Annotated in this window: 13 protein-coding genes and 1 pseudogene; 3 read left to right on the forward strand and 11 right to left on the reverse strand. The window is 65.8% G+C overall.

Annotated elements, in window-relative coordinates:
* Positions 1 to 50: 50 nt before the first annotated feature.
* The 5 genes and pseudogenes from ACIBJI_RS25725 to ACIBJI_RS25745 form a co-directional block, all read right to left on the reverse strand.
* Entirely contained in the window at positions 51 to 2,915 is a 2,865-nt protein-coding gene (locus ACIBJI_RS25725; RefSeq protein WP_397086278.1) for an ABC transporter ATP-binding protein, read from the reverse strand.
* Between the two features lie 66 nt (positions 2,916 to 2,981).
* Positions 2,982 to 3,815: pseudogene (locus tag ACIBJI_RS25730) on the reverse strand (ABC transporter ATP-binding protein); the annotation flags it as partial.
* On the reverse strand, positions 3,812 to 5,155 hold the full coding sequence (locus ACIBJI_RS25735; RefSeq protein ID WP_364345568.1) for an LLM class flavin-dependent oxidoreductase: 1,344 nt from the start codon (positions 5,153 to 5,155) through the stop codon (positions 3,812 to 3,814). The pseudogene ACIBJI_RS25730 and the gene ACIBJI_RS25735, both read right to left, overlap by 4 nt.
* A gap of 362 nt (positions 5,156 to 5,517) precedes the next feature.
* A complete protein-coding gene (locus ACIBJI_RS25740; protein WP_364345570.1) occupies positions 5,518 to 6,873 on the reverse strand; it encodes an NtaA/DmoA family FMN-dependent monooxygenase in 1,356 nt (451 codons plus the stop codon).
* An 11-nt stretch (positions 6,874 to 6,884) separates the two neighbouring features.
* Complete coding sequence (locus tag ACIBJI_RS25745; protein WP_364345572.1) at positions 6,885 to 8,099, reverse strand: LLM class flavin-dependent oxidoreductase; 1,215 nt, start codon at positions 8,097 to 8,099, stop codon at positions 6,885 to 6,887.
* Between the two features lie 348 nt (positions 8,100 to 8,447).
* Here ACIBJI_RS25745 and ACIBJI_RS25750 point away from each other — a divergent pair, with 348 nt between their 5' ends.
* Positions 8,448 to 9,185: a GNAT family N-acetyltransferase gene (locus ACIBJI_RS25750; protein WP_364345574.1), complete on the forward strand. Its 738-nt coding sequence runs from the start codon at positions 8,448 to 8,450 to the stop codon at positions 9,183 to 9,185.
* 40 nt (positions 9,186 to 9,225) lie between these two features.
* Here the strand turns inward: ACIBJI_RS25750 and ACIBJI_RS25755 are convergent, their stop codons facing one another.
* Both ACIBJI_RS25755 and ACIBJI_RS25760 read right to left on the reverse strand, forming a co-directional pair.
* Complete coding sequence (locus ACIBJI_RS25755) at positions 9,226 to 10,521, reverse strand: NtaA/DmoA family FMN-dependent monooxygenase (RefSeq protein ID WP_364345576.1); 1,296 nt, start codon at positions 10,519 to 10,521, stop codon at positions 9,226 to 9,228.
* 64 nt (positions 10,522 to 10,585) lie between these two features.
* Complete coding sequence (locus ACIBJI_RS25760; RefSeq protein WP_364345579.1) at positions 10,586 to 11,194, reverse strand: helix-turn-helix domain-containing protein; 609 nt, start codon at positions 11,192 to 11,194, stop codon at positions 10,586 to 10,588.
* Positions 11,195 to 11,351: 157 nt separating this feature from the next.
* Here ACIBJI_RS25760 and ACIBJI_RS25765 point away from each other — a divergent pair, with 157 nt between their 5' ends.
* Positions 11,352 to 13,067: an FAD-dependent monooxygenase gene (locus ACIBJI_RS25765; RefSeq protein WP_364345581.1), complete on the forward strand. Its 1,716-nt coding sequence runs from the start codon at positions 11,352 to 11,354 to the stop codon at positions 13,065 to 13,067.
* Positions 13,068 to 13,070: 3 nt separating this feature from the next.
* Here the strand turns inward: ACIBJI_RS25765 and ACIBJI_RS25770 are convergent, their stop codons facing one another.
* The 4 genes from ACIBJI_RS25770 to ACIBJI_RS25785 all read right to left on the reverse strand — a co-directional run bounded on the left by ACIBJI_RS25770 (position 13,071) and on the right by ACIBJI_RS25785 (position 16,946).
* The gene (locus ACIBJI_RS25770) at positions 13,071 to 13,769 is read right to left on the reverse strand and encodes an ABC transporter permease (protein ID WP_364345725.1); all 699 of its coding nucleotides are present in this window, start codon (positions 13,767 to 13,769) and stop codon (positions 13,071 to 13,073) included.
* Positions 13,770 to 13,858: 89 nt separating this feature from the next.
* Positions 13,859 to 14,842 carry an aliphatic sulfonate ABC transporter substrate-binding protein gene (locus ACIBJI_RS25775; protein WP_364345583.1) on the reverse strand — a complete coding sequence of 328 codons (984 nt, stop codon included), beginning with the start codon at positions 14,840 to 14,842 and terminating at the stop codon, positions 13,859 to 13,861.
* Positions 14,842 to 15,633 carry an ABC transporter ATP-binding protein gene (locus ACIBJI_RS25780; RefSeq protein WP_364345585.1) on the reverse strand — a complete coding sequence of 264 codons (792 nt, stop codon included), beginning with the start codon at positions 15,631 to 15,633 and terminating at the stop codon, positions 14,842 to 14,844. Before ACIBJI_RS25780 ends, ACIBJI_RS25775 begins: the two co-directional genes overlap by 1 nt.
* A gap of 5 nt (positions 15,634 to 15,638) precedes the next feature.
* Positions 15,639 to 16,946, reverse strand: coding sequence for a bifunctional o-acetylhomoserine/o-acetylserine sulfhydrylase (locus ACIBJI_RS25785; RefSeq protein ID WP_364345587.1), 1,308 nt, complete (start codon positions 16,944 to 16,946; stop codon positions 15,639 to 15,641).
* A gap of 159 nt (positions 16,947 to 17,105) precedes the next feature.
* Here ACIBJI_RS25785 and ACIBJI_RS25790 point away from each other — a divergent pair, with 159 nt between their 5' ends.
* The gene (locus ACIBJI_RS25790) at positions 17,106 to 17,738 is read left to right on the forward strand and encodes a helix-turn-helix domain-containing protein (protein ID WP_364345589.1); all 633 of its coding nucleotides are present in this window, start codon (positions 17,106 to 17,108) and stop codon (positions 17,736 to 17,738) included.
* Positions 17,739 to 18,139 lie beyond the last annotated feature (401 nt).

Below are 18,139 nucleotides of genomic sequence, written 5' to 3' on the forward strand. Positions count from 1 at the left end.
TTATATGTGTTTCATATCTTCTACTTCACATATCGGCACCACTGAACGCGTCATCTGCTGCCCACCGACGATTCATCGCCGACGTAGGCCGACCACAGCCTGCGGTACGGGCCGTCGACTTCGAGAAGTTTGGTGTGGCGGCCGGTTTGGAGCAGTCGGCCCTCGCCGACGACCAGGATGAGGTCGGCAGCCGCGGCGGTGGCCAGGCGGTGGGCCACGACGATGGTGGTACGACCCGCGATGAGCACATCGACGGCCGCGCGGACGCGGGCATCGGTGGCCAAGTCGAGAGAGGCGGTGGCCTCGTCGAGTATGAGGATGTCTGGTTCCACCAATTGGGCGCGCGCCAGGGCCAGTAGTTGGCGCTGACCGGCGGACAGACCCGCACCGTGCGCACCGATCGGCTGGCGGTAGCCGTTTTCGAGGGCGGCGATCATCTCGTGCGCGCCGACAGCGCGTGCCGCCCATTCTATTTCGGCCGGGGTGGCATCGGGCTTGCCGTAGGCGATGGCGGCGTGCACAGTGTCGCCGAACAGGAATGGTTCCTGCGGCACCACACCCAGCCGTTTGCGATAGTCGCGCAACCGATATCGACGGATATCGACGCCGTCGACGAGTACCGCGCCCTCGGTGGTGTCGTACAGGCGCGCGAGCAGTTTCACCAGAGTGGATTTGCCCGCACCGGTTTCGCCGACCACGGCCACCTTCTCGCCGGGCGCGATCGTCACATCGATATTCGACAGCACCCGCGTACCGGCACTGTCGTAGGCGAAACCGACACCGCGGAACTCGATTTCGCCCGCCAGCCGGTCGACGGTGCGGGCATCGGGTGCGTCCGGCGTGGTGACGGGTTCGCGCATCAGGACGCCGATGCGCTCGACACCGACGACCGCCTGCTGATAGCTGTCGAAAACCTGCGACAGCTGCTGAATCGGCGCGAACAGCAGATCAATGTAGAGCAGGAATGCGATCAAAGTGCCTGCGGTGAGCGCGTTCTCGCGCACCTGGTGCACACCGACGGCGAGTACGGCGGCGGTGGCGATCACCGACACGATCTCGATGAACGGGAAGAACAGCGCCATCAGCGTCTGGCTGTGCAGCCGCGCATTGCGGTAACCCCAGGAACGGCGCTCGAATTCGCGCTGGTTGATCGCCTCCCTGCGGTAGGCCTGGGTCACCGCGATGGTGTCGACATTTTCCTGCAGATAGGCGTTGGCGGCACTGACCTGTTCGCGCGCGAGGTTGTACGCGGGCACCGAGGCTCGGCGGAACGCGACCGTGGCGGCCATCAGCACCGGCAGCAGCGCGAGCACCACCAGCGCCAACTCGGCATCGATCACAACCAGCGCGACCACCACGCCGCCGATGGTGAGCGTGCTGGTCAGGGCCACTGTCAGCCCGGTCTGCAGAAAGGTGGACAGCCCGTCCACGTCGGTGATCATCCGGGTCATGATGCGGCCGGCCAGTTCTCGCTCATAGAACTGCAGACCCAGCCGTTGCAGTTGCGCGAAGACCTTCACGCGCAGCCCGTACAGCAACCTTTCCCCGGCCCGCCCGGTAACCCGCACCTGCGCGACGGTGATCACCCAGTCCACGACCACCAGCACCAGCGCCGAGGCCGCCGCCAGCAGCAGGACCTGGCGGGCACCGACCAGCACACCCCGGTCGATGCCGTAGCGCACCAGGAACGGAATGAGCGTCTGCGCCAGCGCGTCCAGGGCCACCAGTCCCAGTCCGGCCAGCAGCGGCACCGCGAAGGGCCGCAGCAATCCTGGCAGATCGAAGTTCGGCTCCGGGGTGTGCGAAAACTGTTCGGGCACATCGGGTTCACCGGTCACTGCGGGCAACCGGTCGATCAGTGCGCGCACATCGCCGCTGGGTGGCGCACTCGACATCATCCCGCCACCCAGATGACCGCCCATGCCTCCGGGCCCGCCCGCGGCCCGCTGGGAGAATGCCTTCGCCATCTGCTCCAGCGTGCGCGACTCGTCACCGTCGGTGTCGGTGTGCACCCACAATCCCGCGGTGGGCACGGGGTCGGTTACCGCGGTCAGATCGGCCGCGATACTCGCCGGATCGGGCGGGGTGAACAGGGTGTGGAACAGCTCGCCGGAAGCCTGCAGCTCGTGCAGGGTGCCGAGTTCGGCCACCCGTCCGCCGTCGAGCACCGCGACCCGGTCGGCCAGCGCCAGCGTCGAAATGCGGTGTGCCACCACGATTGTGGTGCGCCGACGCACCTCGGCGGCGATGCGGGCGAAGATCTCCTCCTCCACCTGTGCGTCGATGGCGGAGGTGGCATCGTCGAGGACCAGCACCGGGGCGTCGGTGATCAGGGCGCGTGCCAAAGCCAGTCGTTGCCGCTGCCCGCCGGAAAGCCGTTGTCCGCGTTCCCCGATGACGGTATCGAGCCCTTCGGGCAGCGCGGCGACGAAATCGGCGGCGGCGGCCAGATACAGTGCGTGCCATACCTGTTCGTCGGTAGCGTCCGGGCGTCCGTAGGAGACGTTGGCTCGCACGGTGTCCGCCATCAGCGAGGTGTCTTCGAAGACCATAGCCACTCGACTCCGCAGGTTCGAGAGCTCGCGGATATCGGTGCCATCCAACAGGATCCGGCCCGCATCGGGATCGAACAATCGCGGTAGCAGCTGCACCAGAATCGATTTGCCGGAACCGGCCGCACCCGCGATGGCGACCGTCTCCCCCGGCTCGACCGTGAGATCGAGATCGCGCAGTACCGCAGGCTGACCCTCGAAAGCGAAACGCACACCGTGGAATTCGATCCGTGGCGCACCGTCCGAGACGTCGACGGCCTGCCCAGCGGCCGACTCGCCCGGCGGTGGGGTCTCGATCACTTCGCGCACCCGTTCCAGCGATGCCTTCCCCTGCTGGCTGACCGTCAGCAGCATGGAGAACATGCGGACCGGCGTGGCGAACGACCCCAGATAGGTCATGAACGCGAGAAATGTGCCGAGCGTGATGGACTGCCGCAACGCCAGCAGCCCACCGACCACGAGAACCAACGCCTGCCCTGCCGCGGGCACCGCCTGCATAACCGGCGTGAACCGGCTGGTAATGCGGGTGACGCGCAGCCGCGACCGGTACAGGTCACGAGCGGACGCGGCCAACTGCTCGAGTTCGTGCGATTCCTGCCCGAACCCCTTCACCACCCGCACCCCGGCCACCGCGGCCTCCACCCGCATGGCGACCTCGGCTGCCCGGGCCTGCGCATCCCAGTTGGCCGGGAAAAGCACACGCTGACTGCGCGCGGTGATCAACCACAGCGCGGGCACCACCAGCAGCGCGATCACGCTCAGCATCGGCGACATCGACGCCATCAGCAACAGCGACGCGGCGATCAGCACAACATTGCCCGCGACCAGCGGAACCAGTTGCAGGAACATCTGGATCAACGTCACATCGGTAATGGCGCGACTGACCACCTGCCCGGTGTACAGCCCCGCCCGCTGGCGTCCGTTCAGGCGCAGCAGCGCCGCGAACAGGTCGCGGCGCAGGTCGTGCTGCACATCCAGTGACAGCCGCGAGGATCCGGTCCGCCGCAGGTATCCCGCGACGAACCGGACGGATCCGATCGCCAACAGCACGAGCACCCACGGCAGCACCGATGCGGCTGTGCTGGTCAAGGTGTCGACCACATGCCGCACCAGCAGCGGCAGGATGGCCGTGAGTACCGCGGCCACCACCGAACCCACACACGCGACGCTTACCGTCCACCGATGTTCGGCACAGCGCCGCAGCAGATAACGAATCCAGCCGTCGGCAGTCGCGTCGCCGGAACAGTCCGAGCCCGAACTCATCCGGCGACCACGAGTGCGTCCGCGTCGGCGAACTGGTTGGTGGGCCGCTCCAGGCCGTAGTGCCCGCGCAGCGTGGTCTCGGTGTACTCGGTGCGGAACAGTCCGCGCCGCTGCAGAATCGGCACCACCTCGTCGACGAATCGTGCCAGGCCCGAGGGCAGGACGGCGGGCATGATGTTGAATCCGTCCGCGGCGCCGCGGGTGAACCATTCCTCGATGGTGTCGGCCACCTGTTCGGCGGTACCCGCGAAGGTGTGGTGGCCGCGTCCGCCGCCGAGTCGTCCGATCAGCTGGCGCAGCGTAAGCCGTTCGCGCCGAGCCAGATTCACGATGAGGGTGAAGCGGCTCTTGGCGCCCTGGATCTCGTCCTCGGTGGGCAGATCCTCGGGCAGTTCGCTGTCCAGGTCGAGGTCCTCCACCGGAATGCCCCAGGTGCGGGCCAGCTGGCGCTTGGCGTATTCGGGCGAGATCAGCCGTTCCAGCTCGGCATCCAGTTCGCGGGCGTGCTCCTCGGTATCACCGATGACCGGCACGATGCCCGGCAGGATCTTGATGCTCTCCGGATCGCGGCCGAATGCGACGGCGCGGCGCTTCAGGTCGGTGTAGAACTCGAGGCCGTCCTCGATCGTCTGCTGTGCGGTGAACACCGCTTCGGCATAGCGGGCGGCGAATTCCTTACCGTCCTCGGAGGATCCGGCTTGCACGAGCACCGGGTACGCCTGCGGCGAGCGCGGCACATTCAGCGGGCCCGCGACCTTGAAGAAGTGTCCCTCGTGTTCGATCTTGCGGACCTTGTCCGGGTCGGTGTGAATCCCGGATTCCTTATCGGCGAGTACTGCGTCGTCCTGCCAGCTGTCCCACAATTTCGTTGCCACATCGACGAATTCGGCGGCCTTGTCGTAGCGCAGCTTGTGGTCGGGGACATCGTCGAGCCCGAAATTTCGCGCGGCATCCGCACCGGCGGTCGTGACGATATTCCAGCCGACGCGCCCGTTCGACACCCAGTCCACCGACGCGAATCGGCGCGCCAGGTTGAACGGCGAGTTGTAGCTGGTGGACGCGGTGGCGATGAGCCCGATCCGCGAGGTCTGCACGGCGATCGCGGTGAGCAGGACGGTCGGCTCCAGCTTGCCGCTGGGGCGGCGGCCGGTATCGCCGAAGAGCACCGGGCTGTCGGCGAAGAAGATGGAGTCCAGCTTTCCGCGCTCGGCGATGCGCGCGAGGTTCACGTAGTGCTCGATCTTGGTGTTCGAGTGCGGATCGGACTCGGGCAGCCGCCACGAAGCTTCGTGATGTCCGGTCGACATCAGAAATGCGTTGAGGTGCAATTGTTTCGACATGATGTTCCTTTCAGACGCCGGCGGGGACGACGCCGAGCGTGGTCAGTAGGGTGCGGCGGATGCGCGGCTGCCCGTACCGCATCGCGCACCGGCAGTGACGCCCGCTGCGCGCGGCGCACGTTCGGCGCAATCCGCCAGCGACGACTCCGCGCCTCACCGACGGCCAGCCGCGTGATCGCGCCCGCGGCCGAACGCGGGCCTGTCAACCCGACCGGGATATCATCGACCCCGCCCGATCCGCGCGACACCCTTGCGCTCGAGCCGATTCTGAGAGTGCGCCTGCACGAAGGCCAGAGGCTGAAGATGTACTGCAATGGGATCGGAGCGATCACCCCTTCGGAACACCGAGGGCACCAACCGATTCAGGCCGACACCGCGGACCGGATAGTCGGCAGACCGAGGTTGTCGCGCAGCGTGGTTCCGCTGTATTCGGTGCGCAGAACACCGCGGTCCTGCAGTAGCGGCACCACCTTGTCGACGAATTCATCGATGCCCCATGGCACCAGATGCGAGCCGAGGATGAAGCCGTCGGAGCCGTCGTTCTGCACGAAGGTATCGATCTGCTCGGCGACCTGGGCGGGCGTGCCGACCAGGGGCCCGCGTTCGAACTGATCGATCACCACCTCCCGCAGGGTGAGCTTCTTCGCCTCGGCCACCTGGCGCAGGCGCTCGACCGTGGCGAACCGATCCTGATGTACGAAGGCACGCCCCTGGATGATCGGCGCAGCGTCGGGATCCGGATCGATATCGGGCACCGGGCCCTCCGGGTCGTAGCCGGACAGGTCGCGGTTCCAGATCTGTTCCAGCAGGATCAGCGCGGTCTGTCCGGTGACCTGCTCATTGCGCACGGTGTGGAACTTCTCGATCGCCTCGGCCTCGGTATCGCCGAGCACGAAACTCGCCGACGGCAGGATCTTGATGTCATCGGCCGCACGTCCGGCCGCGACCGCACGCGCCTTGATATCGCGGTAGAAGTCCGCGGCCTCCGGCAGCTTGCCGTACGGGGAGAAGATGGCGTCGGCATTGGCGGCGGCGAAGGCGCGGCCCTGTGGGGAGACACCGGCCTGCAGGATCACCGGCCGCCCCTGCGGGCTGCGCGGCACGGTGAACCGCCCGGAGATATCGAATTGTTCGCCGTGGAAGGCGAATGCACCAGCATCCGGGCGGGCCAGGTACCGGCCGGATTCCTTGTCGGCGACAATATCGGTGACATCCCACGAATCCCACAGGGCACGAACGGCATTCAGCGTCTCCTCGGCCCGCACATAGCGGTCTGCCGGATCGAGGAAGCCGCCGCGGCGGAAGTTCTGGCCGGTGAAGGCGTCGAAGGAGGTCACCACATTCCAGGCGGCGCGACCACCGGACAGATGATCCAAACTCGCGAGCTGGCGGGCCAACTCATACGGCTCGTTGAAGGTGGCGTTGATCGTGCCCGCCAATCCGAGATGTTCGGTCACCGCGGCGATCGAGGCCAGCACGGTGAAGGTATCGGGGCGGCCGATAACGTCCTGATCGAAGATCTTGCCCGCACGTTCGCGCAGGATGAGACCTTCGGCGAGGAAGAAGAAGTCGAATTTGCCGCGTTCGGCGGTGCGCGCGGTGTGTTCGAAACTGCTGAAATCGATCTGGCTGCCGGCCTCGGGATGCCACCAGGCGGTGTGGTGGTTGACGCCGCCGAGGTAGGCGCCCAAGATGACCTGCTTACGTGGAGTACTCATACTGACCTCGCTCAGGCAGTCGCGTAACGGTTGGGAACGTCGGTGGACAAGCCGAGCAGTGCGCGCAGCGGACCATCCGGATAGCCGGTGCGGAACACACTCCGGCGTTGCAGGGCGGGAACGAGCCGGTCGGTGATGGCGGCCAGGTCATCGACCGCGACACCCGGTCGCAACCGGAAGCCGTCGATCCCCTGCGCGCTCCATTCGGTGAGCAGTTCGGCGAGTTCCTCCGCGCTACCCGCGAAAATACCTGCATCCGAAGCGAATTCGGCACCGGAGAGCTCGTTCAACCGCGCCAGTCGTTGCGGACCGGTCGCCTCGTCGGTGTCGAGGAATACGACGATATCGGCATGGACCCGCAGCGGTTCGCCCACGCGATCGACGCGGGCCGCGGCGACCGCGACCTGCTCCAGAATCACTCCGGGTCCCGCCTGGCGGCTCGGCGTGACGAAAACCAGATCCACTGAGCGGGCAGCGAATTCATAGATCAGCGGACCGTGCGCCAGTGCCGCGACCACCGGCTGCCCCTGCGGCGGGCGCGGTGTGATCGACGGCCCACGGACACTGAAGAAGCGGCCCTCGAAATTGATGTAGTGCAGTTTGTCGCGATCGATGAAACGGCGGGTGGCCACCTCGCGAATTTCCGCGTCGTCCTCCCAACTGTCCCACAGCCGCCGCGCCACCTCGACCGCATCGGCGGCTTCTTCGAACAGCTCGTGCGTCTCGCGCGGAAATATCCCCGACGCAACAGCTTCCGCGATATCGGCGACCGTTGGTTCATGCACTTCGCGACGGCCGAACTGCGCGGCCTCCTCGGCGCTGCCGGAGACCCGCACCTGCCAGCCCGCCCGGCCGCGCGAGGTGTAGTCGAGGGTGGCGATCGACTTGGAGACATGGAACGGTTCGGTATGGGTGACCGTCACGGTCGGGATGAGCCCGATGTGCCGGGTGCTCGGCGCGACCCGCGCGGCAATCAGATTGGCATCGATCCGGGCTCGGACCCGGTCGACGGCGTCATCGGAGGGCTCATGCGGCGTCCCCGGAACCCGCAGGGTGTCCTCGATGCTCACGAAATCGAGCAGTCCGCGCTCCGCGGTGGCGACCAGATCCGTCCAGTAACCGGGGCTGAACAGCTCGGTGGGTCGGGAGTTCGGCTCCCGCCACGCGGCCGGATGCCAGCCCGCTCCATCGAGCGCGACGCCGAGATGTAGTTGTTTCGGTGCCATCGTCTCCCATTCCTGTGCATGCGCGAATGTTGTGTGCTGCAACGCGCGAACCGCTGCGCGTCCCACTCGAACGTTGCGCAGCGCTGACTGCGACCGACGGCGGTGCTGACGGGAAGGACTCCGCGCAGACCTCATATCACGTGGCCACGTGATATTCGTGGTGGTCCCGACCTGGCCTTCCGCCGCTGGTGTCAACGATTGAGATCAGCTCGAGCGCTGGGAAATACGCTGCGAGCGAGGGAATCGACGACAGCCACCGGATAGAAATTCCGCTGAGCACAACCGGTGCCGATACTCGTGCGCCCCGCTAACGTTCTCCGGTCGGACCCTGTTGCGGAGGAGTGCGCGATGACCACCGAGTCGACCATCGACATCAATACCCCACTGCATCCACTCGACGATCCGGTGCGGGCATCGCTGCGCGGCGAGCACCTCCGCTTCGCCAGCTGGGTGGGCCGCATCGGCCGCTACGACCCGGACGTCGCCAGATTCATCGGCCATCCGCCCGCACTGGACGAACAGGATTGGGCCGATCTGGCCACCCTGCTCGGCCCGGGCGGCAGCACCGCACTGCGCGGCTACGGCCATGTGCCGCCGGATGGGTGGACCGTGCTGAACGAATTCGGTTCGGTACAAATGGACGGCACCGCGCTACGCGTTGCCCACGATCCGGAACTCGAGGTACTCACCGCCGCTGATGTGCCGGAGATCCTGGAGCTGATCGCCCGCACCGAACCCGGCCCGTATGCGCCGCGGACCATCGAAATGGGTACCTATCTCGGGATTCGGGTGGACGGCAGGCTGGTGGCAATGGCAGGTGAGCGCCTGCACCCGCCGGGTTGGACCGAGATCAGCGCCGTGTGCACCGATGCGGAATTCCGCGGCCGCGGTTTCGCCTCCCGGCTGACCCGGGCGGTCGGCGCGCAGATCCGGGCGCGCGGAGAGACAGCGTTCCTGCACGCCGTCGCCCACAATGCGACGGCGATCAGTTTGTACGAGACGTTGGGATTCACCCTGCGCAAGCGTTCGTTGTTGACGATCGTGCAGGCACCATCGTCCACCAACCGCGCGTCGACGCCGAACTGACTCCACGCCGGACCTGGGATGTCCGGCGCAAACCGCGCGCTCAGCGCTCAGGTAGCGGGGGCAGTTCCAGGTTCTCGCGGAAAGTGCCACCGACATAGTCGTTTCCGACGATTCCCCGGCGGCGCAATTCGGGCAGAAGTCCATTGGTAACGAAGTCTCGAGTTCGGGCATCGGCCAGACCACCCAGCGAGATGACATCGAGAACCCCTGCGCGATAACGCTCTTCGACAGCATCGGCCAATTGTTCCGGCGTCCCGGCAGCCGCCCAGTGCCCGGTATCCTTCGCCGCGACGATCAGCTCACGCAGCGTGCGACCGGATGCCGCCAGCTTGGTGAAGATTTCCACCCGCCCGCGCCGGCGGTTCACCGAATTCAGCTCGGGCAGTATCGTTTCCGGGATCGGCCGATCCAGCGGCAGCTCCGTGAGATCGATACCGCCACCGAACATATCCGCCAATTGGATGCGGCCCGCATCGAAGTCGGTCGCCTCGGCCGCCTCGCGGACCAACCGGCGCGCCTGCTCATCCGTTGCTCCATAAGTCGCATGGAACGAACTCATGATCAGCGGTAATTCTTGGGCTCGACCGAGTTCCGTCGCGCGCGCCCGAATCGTCTTGGTATAGGTCACCGCATCCTCGAGCGTCGGAAGCGAGGTGAACACCACCTCGGCGAACCGCGCGCCGAGCTCGATACCGCCCGCCGATTGACCGGCCTGGAATTGGACCGGGCGACGCTGCGGCAACGGCGGGATATTGAGCGGACCCCGCACCGTGAAGTATTGCCCCGCATACTCGATCGGACGCACCTTGGCCGCATCGAGGACCGCACCGCCGTTACCGTCGGGGGTCAGCGCCCCCGGCTCCCAGCTGTCGAACAGCGCGTTGATGACCTCGAGGGATTCGGTCGCGCGCGCGTACCGCTCCTCCGGGCTCGGCAGATCCTGATCGCCGTAATTCTCCTCGCCCACCGAGGACGTGACGATATTCCAGGCGGCTCGGCCATTGCTCACATGGTCGAGCGTTCCGAACAGCCGCGCGAGATTGAACGGGTGGTGAAAGGTGCTGGTAACGGTGGCGATCAAGCCGACGTGCGAAGTCACCGCGCTCAATGCGGACAGGAAGATCAGCGGCTCCTGCGCGCCGATCGCGCCCTGCGCCCCGAAGCTCAACAGGTCGGCGGCGAACAGGGCGTCGAACTTATTGGCCTCGGCGATCTTCGCGATCTCGATCGAGGATGCCACCGTCGATTCGTGCGGATCGATCGCGGCCGCATAGACGCTCACCGCGCCGCTGACTCCGGTAACTGTTTTCAATGCCCGACGTCGTGCAGAGCTCATCTGCTCGAGACAACCGTATTCCGCTCCCGCAGAACAGGTTTGCGATCAGCTCGAATGGAATCGGTCAGAGTTCGGGAAGATCAGGCAGCGGCGCGCCGACTATCTGCCGTGCCTCCTCGCGCGAAACCCCCAACGCGCACAGCACCAGTTCGGCCGCACCGGCTCCGGCATCACGCCAGGCCTGATGCCCTTCGAGCACCATCCACATCGCGCTGACCACCGCGCCCGTAACCATCGCGGCCACGCTCAGCGCCATAACCGGCGAGACGGTGTAGCGGCCGCTCTCGATGCCCTTCTCGATATCGCGCATCGGCGGACCGCCGAGCACCTCGCGCAGGGATTCGTCGGTCAGGCCGAACCGGACCAGGAACCGCCCCATCGCGGGATTCTCATGGGCCCGGCGCACCAGCAAGCGGATCCCGGTGGCCATCCGCAGCGGCGGATCGATGTCACCGTGCGCGTCCATGGCCCGGACATTCGCATCGTGGATATCGAAGGCGAGTTGCGCCCGCACCCGGTCGTAGAGCTGCTCGATGGATTCGACGTTGCGATACAGCGTGCCGCGGGCGACGCCCGCCTCTGTGGCCAGCTCGCTGATCGTCAGATCCGTGGTGCCCCGCGCAGCGAACAGCCGCATCGCAGCCGCATTGATCCGCTTCTCGGTCACATTCACCGGCATTCCCTTCCTGAGTTCCACACCAAAGCTACGACATTGTTTTGAATGAGTCGGAAGCGATCTAAATAGATCATTATTGACATTAATTGAACAAGACTGTTCAATGTGGTGTGTGGCACATAGAAGTGAATGGAGATCCGGAAAGGAAGGCGCGATGACCCCCGCCGAAACAACCTCAGTACTGGTGGTCGGGGCCGGTCCGGTAGGTCTGACGCTCGCGCTCGAACTGGACCGCCACGGTGTGGACACCGTCGTCGTGGAACGCAATGCCACCAGCACCCGGCATCCGAAAATGGACATCACCAATGGCCGCAGCATGGAGCTGTACCGGCGACTGGGGGTCGCCGATGAACTGCGCAAGGTCGCGATTCCAGACGACTCCAGGGCCAGAGTCAGCTGGGTCACCAATGCGGTCGGCTGGGAGCTGGCGCGCTTCGAATATCCCAGCGTCGCCGAACAATTCCGGCTCATCCGCGAACGCAATGACGGCGCCCTCCCGCTGGAACCCGCCATGCGCGTATCCCAGGTGATCCTCGAACCGGCGCTGCGCGAACAGCTCGAAACCCGAACCAACGCACGCGTCCACTATGGCTGGGCGCTGGACAGTTTCACCGAGGACACCGACGGTGTCACCGCGCGTCTGACATCCGGGGAGACCGGGCAATCGCGCACCGTCCGCGCGCAATATCTCGTGGGCTGCGACGGCGCGGGCAGCCGCACCCGCAGGCAACTCGGTATCGGACACGACGAGATCGATCTCCGCAAACTCCTCGTCAAAGAGCTCGGCCCGGGACGAACTGCCAAGAGCTCGATCCGCGCATTCCGCGCCACCGGGCAGCGCCCCATGGACGGCCGGTTCTACCTCGTGCACTTCACGACCACAGATACTGAGATCCGCACCCGCTTCGGCACCGTCTGGCACCTCCAGTCCCCCGAAGGCTGGACAGTCATCTCGCAGAACGACCGCGACACCTTCACCCTGCAGGCGCCCCTCGGCATCGGCACCGACGCCGACAAGATCGACCCGCACGAGTTCGTCTACGAACGACTCGGCCGACGCTTCGATATCGAGATCCTGGTCGCCAATTTCTGGACCCCGCGCCTGACCGTCGCCGATTCCTTCGGACGCGGACGCGTCTGGCTCGCCGGCGATGCCGTCCACCAAGTCGTGCCCACCGGGGGCTACGGCATGAATACCGGCGTCGGCGACGCGGTAGGACTCGGCTGGGTCCTCGCCGCACAGTTGCACAACTGGGGTGGCCCCGGCCTGCTCACGGCCTACGAGCAGGAGCGACGCGCCGTAGCGCTGCGCAACCGCGCGGCCTCGGCCAGGCACAGCGCGGTCCGTGGCGCCATCATGACCAGCGACTGGACCGCCATGCACAGCGAACGCTGGTTCGGCGAACGCACCCGGTGCGAACTCGGCCGCGAGATCAGCGACCTGGGCAACCTGGAAAACGAAGCCCTCGGCATCGAACTCGACTACCGCTACGACGACTCCCCCATCGTCTGCCGAGATCTCGATGGGCACGCGCCGCCGCAGCGGATGGCCGAATACGTACCCAGCACCTGGCCCGGCGCCAGGCCGCCGAGCGTGTACCTCGCGGACTGCCGCGCGATCTTCGACCTGTTCGGCCGCGGCTTCACTCTGCTGCGCTTCGCCGAACACGATGTCACCGGATTGGTAGACGCCGCAGCTCAGCGTGCCGTTCCACTCGACGTGGTCGATATCCGCGACGAACATGCCCGGGCGCTCTACGAACGCGACCTCGTGCTGATCCGCCCCGACCAACACGTTGCGTGGCGCGGCAACGCCGCCCCGACCGACCCGCTTTTCATCGTCGACCGCATCCGTGGCGTGCACGTCTGATTTTCAGAACCGGCTGTCGATCAATTTCGTTTCCGCGATGGCGAATACGGTGTCGCTGAGCTTGCCGAGCAAGGCCAGCAGCACAATGGCCAACAGCATGATGTCGGTGCGGCCGCTGTTCTGGCTGTCGATCAGCAGGAATCCGAGTCCTTTCGACGAGGCGATCAGCTCGGCCGCAACCAGGAACAGCCAACCATTGGCCAGGCCGAGTCGCAGACCGTTGACGACCGCCGGTGCCACCGCGGGCAATTGAATCGAGAACAACAGCGCGGCACGGTGCAATCCATAGGCCCGGCCGAGTTCGGTCAGGTGCGGATCGACCTGTGCCAGAGCCGATGCCGTCGTCGTATAGATCGGGAAGAACGCACCGATGGCCACCAGCACGATCTTGGGTTCCTCGCCGATGCCGAGCCACAACAGCAGCAGCGGCACCCACGCCAGCGACGGCACCGTGCGGAACAATCCGACCGTCGGCGCCAGCAGCACACGGGCGATATCGAACAGCCCGACCACCGTGCCGAGCACCAGTGCGATGAGCGCCCCACTGGCGAATCCGAGCAGCACCCGCTGGATGCTGATCGCCAGATGGCTCCACAATTCGTCGCGCTGCAACAACTCCCGCAGTGCGGCAAGCACTTCCGCGGGCGGCGCGAGCTGGCTCGACGAATACAGTCCCGCCGAGGTCACCCCTTGCCACAGCAATAGCAGCAGCACGGGTACGACCAGTCCGAGCGCCACCTGATCCCAACGGATCCGGCGCGCGGCACGCGGCGGTGCGGTCTGGGTGACCGTCACCGAAGGGCCTGCTGTGCGAATTTCGGCTCGAAGAGTGCACCGAGTGCGGTCTCGGCGGCTTCCTTCGATCGCACGTCACCGTCGGCCACGATGATGGGCACGATCGGGGTGAGTACCGCCCGCTGGGTCTCGCCCGGTACCGGATCGACCTTCAATACGGTGCGCTCGAGCGTTTCCTTGGCGACGTCGAGGGAGGTCTTCGATTCCGTCGCCAGCAGCTGCGCGAGTTCGTTCGGATGTTCCAACGCCCAAACCCGCGCCTGCTCATAGGCATTGACCACGGCCTGGACCCGGTCCGGATGCTGTGCGATGAAATCCGCGCGGGCGTTGAGTACGCCGTAGGTCTGGAAGTTGGCGTTGCGGTAGAGCAATCGCGAACCCTGCTCTTGACGGGTCTGCGCCATGTAGGGATCCAGACCCGCCCACGCATCGACATCACCGCGTTCGAGTGCGGTCTTGCCGTCGGCGTGCTGCAGGTTGGTCACTTCCACATCCTTGGCGGTGAGACCAGCTGTCTGAAGTGCCTGCAGCAGTGTGAAATAGGCGTCGGTACCCTTCGTCGCCGCGATCTTCTTACCCCTCAACTCGGCCACCGAGGTGATGGGAGAATTCTTCGCGACGACCAGCGCGGTCCATTCCGGTTTGCTGTAGATCGAAATGCTTTGCAGCGGTGTGCCATTGGCCTTCGCCAGCAATGCCGCCGAACCCGCGGTCGAATTCACATCGATCGCGTTGGCGCGCAGACTTTCATTGGCCTTGTTGCTGCCCGCGGAGAATACCCAGGTCACCTTGGCGCCGGACTTCTCCAGCAGGTGCTGGTCCCGGATGACCAGACTCAGCGGGTTGTAGTAGGCGTAGTCCAGCCGCACCTCATCCGCACCCGCCCCGGCCGCGCCGGACTTTTCGCCCTCCGCGCAGCCCGAAAGCAGCGTCATCACCGCCGCCGCGACGGCTGCCAGGACGATGGTCGCTCGTCTCATCAGAGTGTCTCCTTGACAGTGGCGCGGCGCGCAACGCCGAGTCGTTCGAGTAGGTCGAGCCGCAGCGCGGCCAACCGTGGGTCGGTGTCGTCGCGCGGCCGATCGGCGGATACCTCGAGCGCCGTGCCGATCGTGAAACCTGTTTCGCCACTGACAGTTTCGAGTACAATTACGCGGTCGGCCAGGCGCAGTGCCTCGTCCACATCGTGGGTGACGAGTACGACCGTGATACCCGCGGCGCGCTGCACCTCGTCGAGCAGGTCCTGCATCCGCAGCCTGGTCAGCGCATCCAACGCTGCGAACGGCTCGTCGAGCAGCAGCACGCCAGGATGGCGAACCAGCGCGCGGGCCAATGCCGTTCGCTGCGCCATGCCCCCTGACACTTGTCGCGGACGATGTCCCTCGAATCCGGCCAGTCCGACGATCTCGAGCCCGCGCCGCACCTCGGCCTCGCCTTCGGCCCGCGAGATGGTCGGTGGCAGACCCAATGCGACATTGCCCGCGAGATCGCGCCACGGCAGCAGCCGCGGCTCCTGGAAAACCACCGCGCAGCGCGGGTCTATGCCGCGCATGGGACGACCGTCGAGCACGACCTCGCCCGCGGTCGGCTCGTCCAACCCAGCAATGACCCGCAACAGTGTCGATTTCCCACTGCCGGACGGACCGACCAGCGCGATCACCTCACCCGGTGCGATCTCCAATTCGATATCGCGCAGGACGGTATGGGCGCCGAAACTGCGGCCGAGGCCGCGCAATGCGACCCCGGCGGCACGACTGGCAGTGGGTGACACCTCGACTACTGAGCGGCCGCGAATCCGGCGCGCAGATCGGCGAGGATATCGTCGATACCCTCGATGCCGACCGCGAGACGGACCAGGCCCGGGGTGACACCGGCCGCCAACTGCTCTTCCGGAGTCAGCTGGGAATGGGTGGTCGAGGCCGGATGGATCACCAGCGAACGCACATCGCCGATATTGGCCACATGGCTGTGCAGCTTCAGCGCCTCGACGAAACGCTTACCCGCATCGACCCCACCGGCCAATTCGAAGCCGATCACCGCGCCGACGCCCTTGGGAGCGAGCGTGCGGCCGCGCTCGTACCACGGGGAGGACGGCAGCCCGGCGTAGGACACCGAGGTCACCTCCGAACGCGCCGCGAGGAAGTCCGCGACTGCCTCGGCGTTCTGCACATGCCGCTCGATCCGCAGACTCAGCGTCTCCAGACCCTGGCTGATCAGGAAGGCGTTGAACGGCGAGACTGCCGAACCGAGATCACGCAGTAGTTGCACCCTGGCCTTGAGGGCGTAGGCGGGAGCGCCGAGGTCGGCGTACACCACGCCGTGGTAGCTCGGGTCCGGTGTGGTGAAACCGGGGAAGCGGCCACCGGTCCAATCGAAGGTACCGCCGTCGACGATCACGCCCGCGATGGCCGCACCGTGGCCGCCCAAATACTTTGTCGCCGAATGCACCACGATATCGGCGCCATGGGCCAGCGGCTGAATCAGGTACGGCGTCGCGACGGTGTTGTCGAGAATCAGCGGAACGCCCGCGGCATGGGCGACTTCGGCGATACCGGGAATGTCGAAGATGTGGTTCTGCGGGTTGGAGATCGTTTCGCCGTACAGCGCCTTGGTATTCGGCCGGATCGCCGCGCGCCACTGGTCCAGATCATCCGGATCATCGACAAAGCTGACCTCGATGCCCAGTTTCGGCAGCGAGTAGCGGAACAGGTTGTAGGTGCCGCCGTATAGCCGTGGGCTGGACACAATGTGATCGCCCGCACCGGCGATATTCAGGATCGCGAACGTCTCCGCGGCCTGCCCGGAGGCCAGCAGCAGCGCCGCGACACCGCCCTCCAACGCCGCGATGCGCTGTTCCACGGCATCCTGGGTCGGGTTCATGATGCGGGTGTAGATATTGCCCGGTTCGGCGAGACCGAACAGCGCCGCAGCATGCGCGGTATCCCGGAAGGTGTAGGAAGTGGTCTGGTAGATCGGCAGCGCGCGGGCATTGGTCGTACCGTCCGGCACCTGTCCGACGTGGATCTGCTTGGTCTCGAAGCTCCAGTCGGCGCTCGGGTCCTGGGTCTGGTCGCTGGTCGTCACATCAACGGACACTAAGAAGCGCCCGGCATGGTGTCGAGAATTACATTCAGCCGGAACCGAATCCAGGCTCCGGTCAGCGCCGGAAACACGGCCGCAATCGACTCTGATTCTTTTATCAGATATGATTCTAATAACGGAATCGAGGGGAAGGAGGGCATAGTGACAGGTGTGGTGGGCAACCGCATCGACAGGCGGCGCGAGCGGACGCGCAATGCGCTGCTCGGGGCGGCGCGGAAGTTCCTGTCGGAGGGGCGATCCGCGGTGAGCATCCAGGAAATCACCGATGCGGCCGATGTCGGATTCGGCTCGTTCTACAACCACTTCCAATCCAAAGAGCAGTTGTTCGACGAGGCCGTGCGGTCGGTGCTGCAGATCTACAGCGAGATGCGCGACGAGATCGTCGCCATGTACGACGACCCCGCCGAGGTATTCGCGGTGAGCTTCCGGATGACCGGACGGCTGCAGCGCCAGATCCCGGAGGGTGTGCGGGTGATCCTGAATTCCGGTACGTCGGTGCTGCTGCGCGACGAGGGCCTGGGCCCACGCGCCCGACGCGACATCATAGCCGCACAGGAGGCGGGCCGGTTCGAGCCGATGGATCCGGATATGGCGCTGATGGCCGCGGGCGGGGCACTGCTGGGACTGCTGCAACTATTGGATGCCCGACCCGAGGCCGATGCCGGGGCACTCACCGACGAAATGACCCTGCGTGTGCTGCGGATGTTCGGCATGAACAAGCGCAGCGCGCAGAAGCTGGTATCCAGTGAATTGCCGCCGCAACCCCAGCTGTGATCAGCCGTTGACCGCGGCGGCCAGTCGCGGCAGCTGCCGCAGTGGATTATGGTGTTCGACCTCCATGCGCTGATCGGCGTCGAAGATATCGCTGAGCCCGGGTGCGGGATCATGTGAACCGCTCTGCCGGGGCGTGAGCGCTGAAGGGCCGCGGAGCCGAAGACGATGTGATCGCGGTTGGTCACTGCGAGCACCCCGGCCATGGCGGCGGCCGAACCACTGAGTGCTCGCCCGTTACCTCGGCGACGACTTCGACGAACTCGAAAGCCGCTACGCCACCGTGGTCAGCGACCTGCGCGAACCCCAACTGAGACCGGATCGCGGAGTCCGGGTAGCCACGGTTTAGCAGACAGTCGAGTGGCAACCCGCACAGTGACGCTGCTCGGCGAGTACGAGGATCA

The organism is Nocardia sp. NPDC050408 (assembly GCF_044458905.1).
Classification (GTDB): Bacteria; Actinomycetota; Actinomycetes; order Mycobacteriales; family Mycobacteriaceae; genus Nocardia.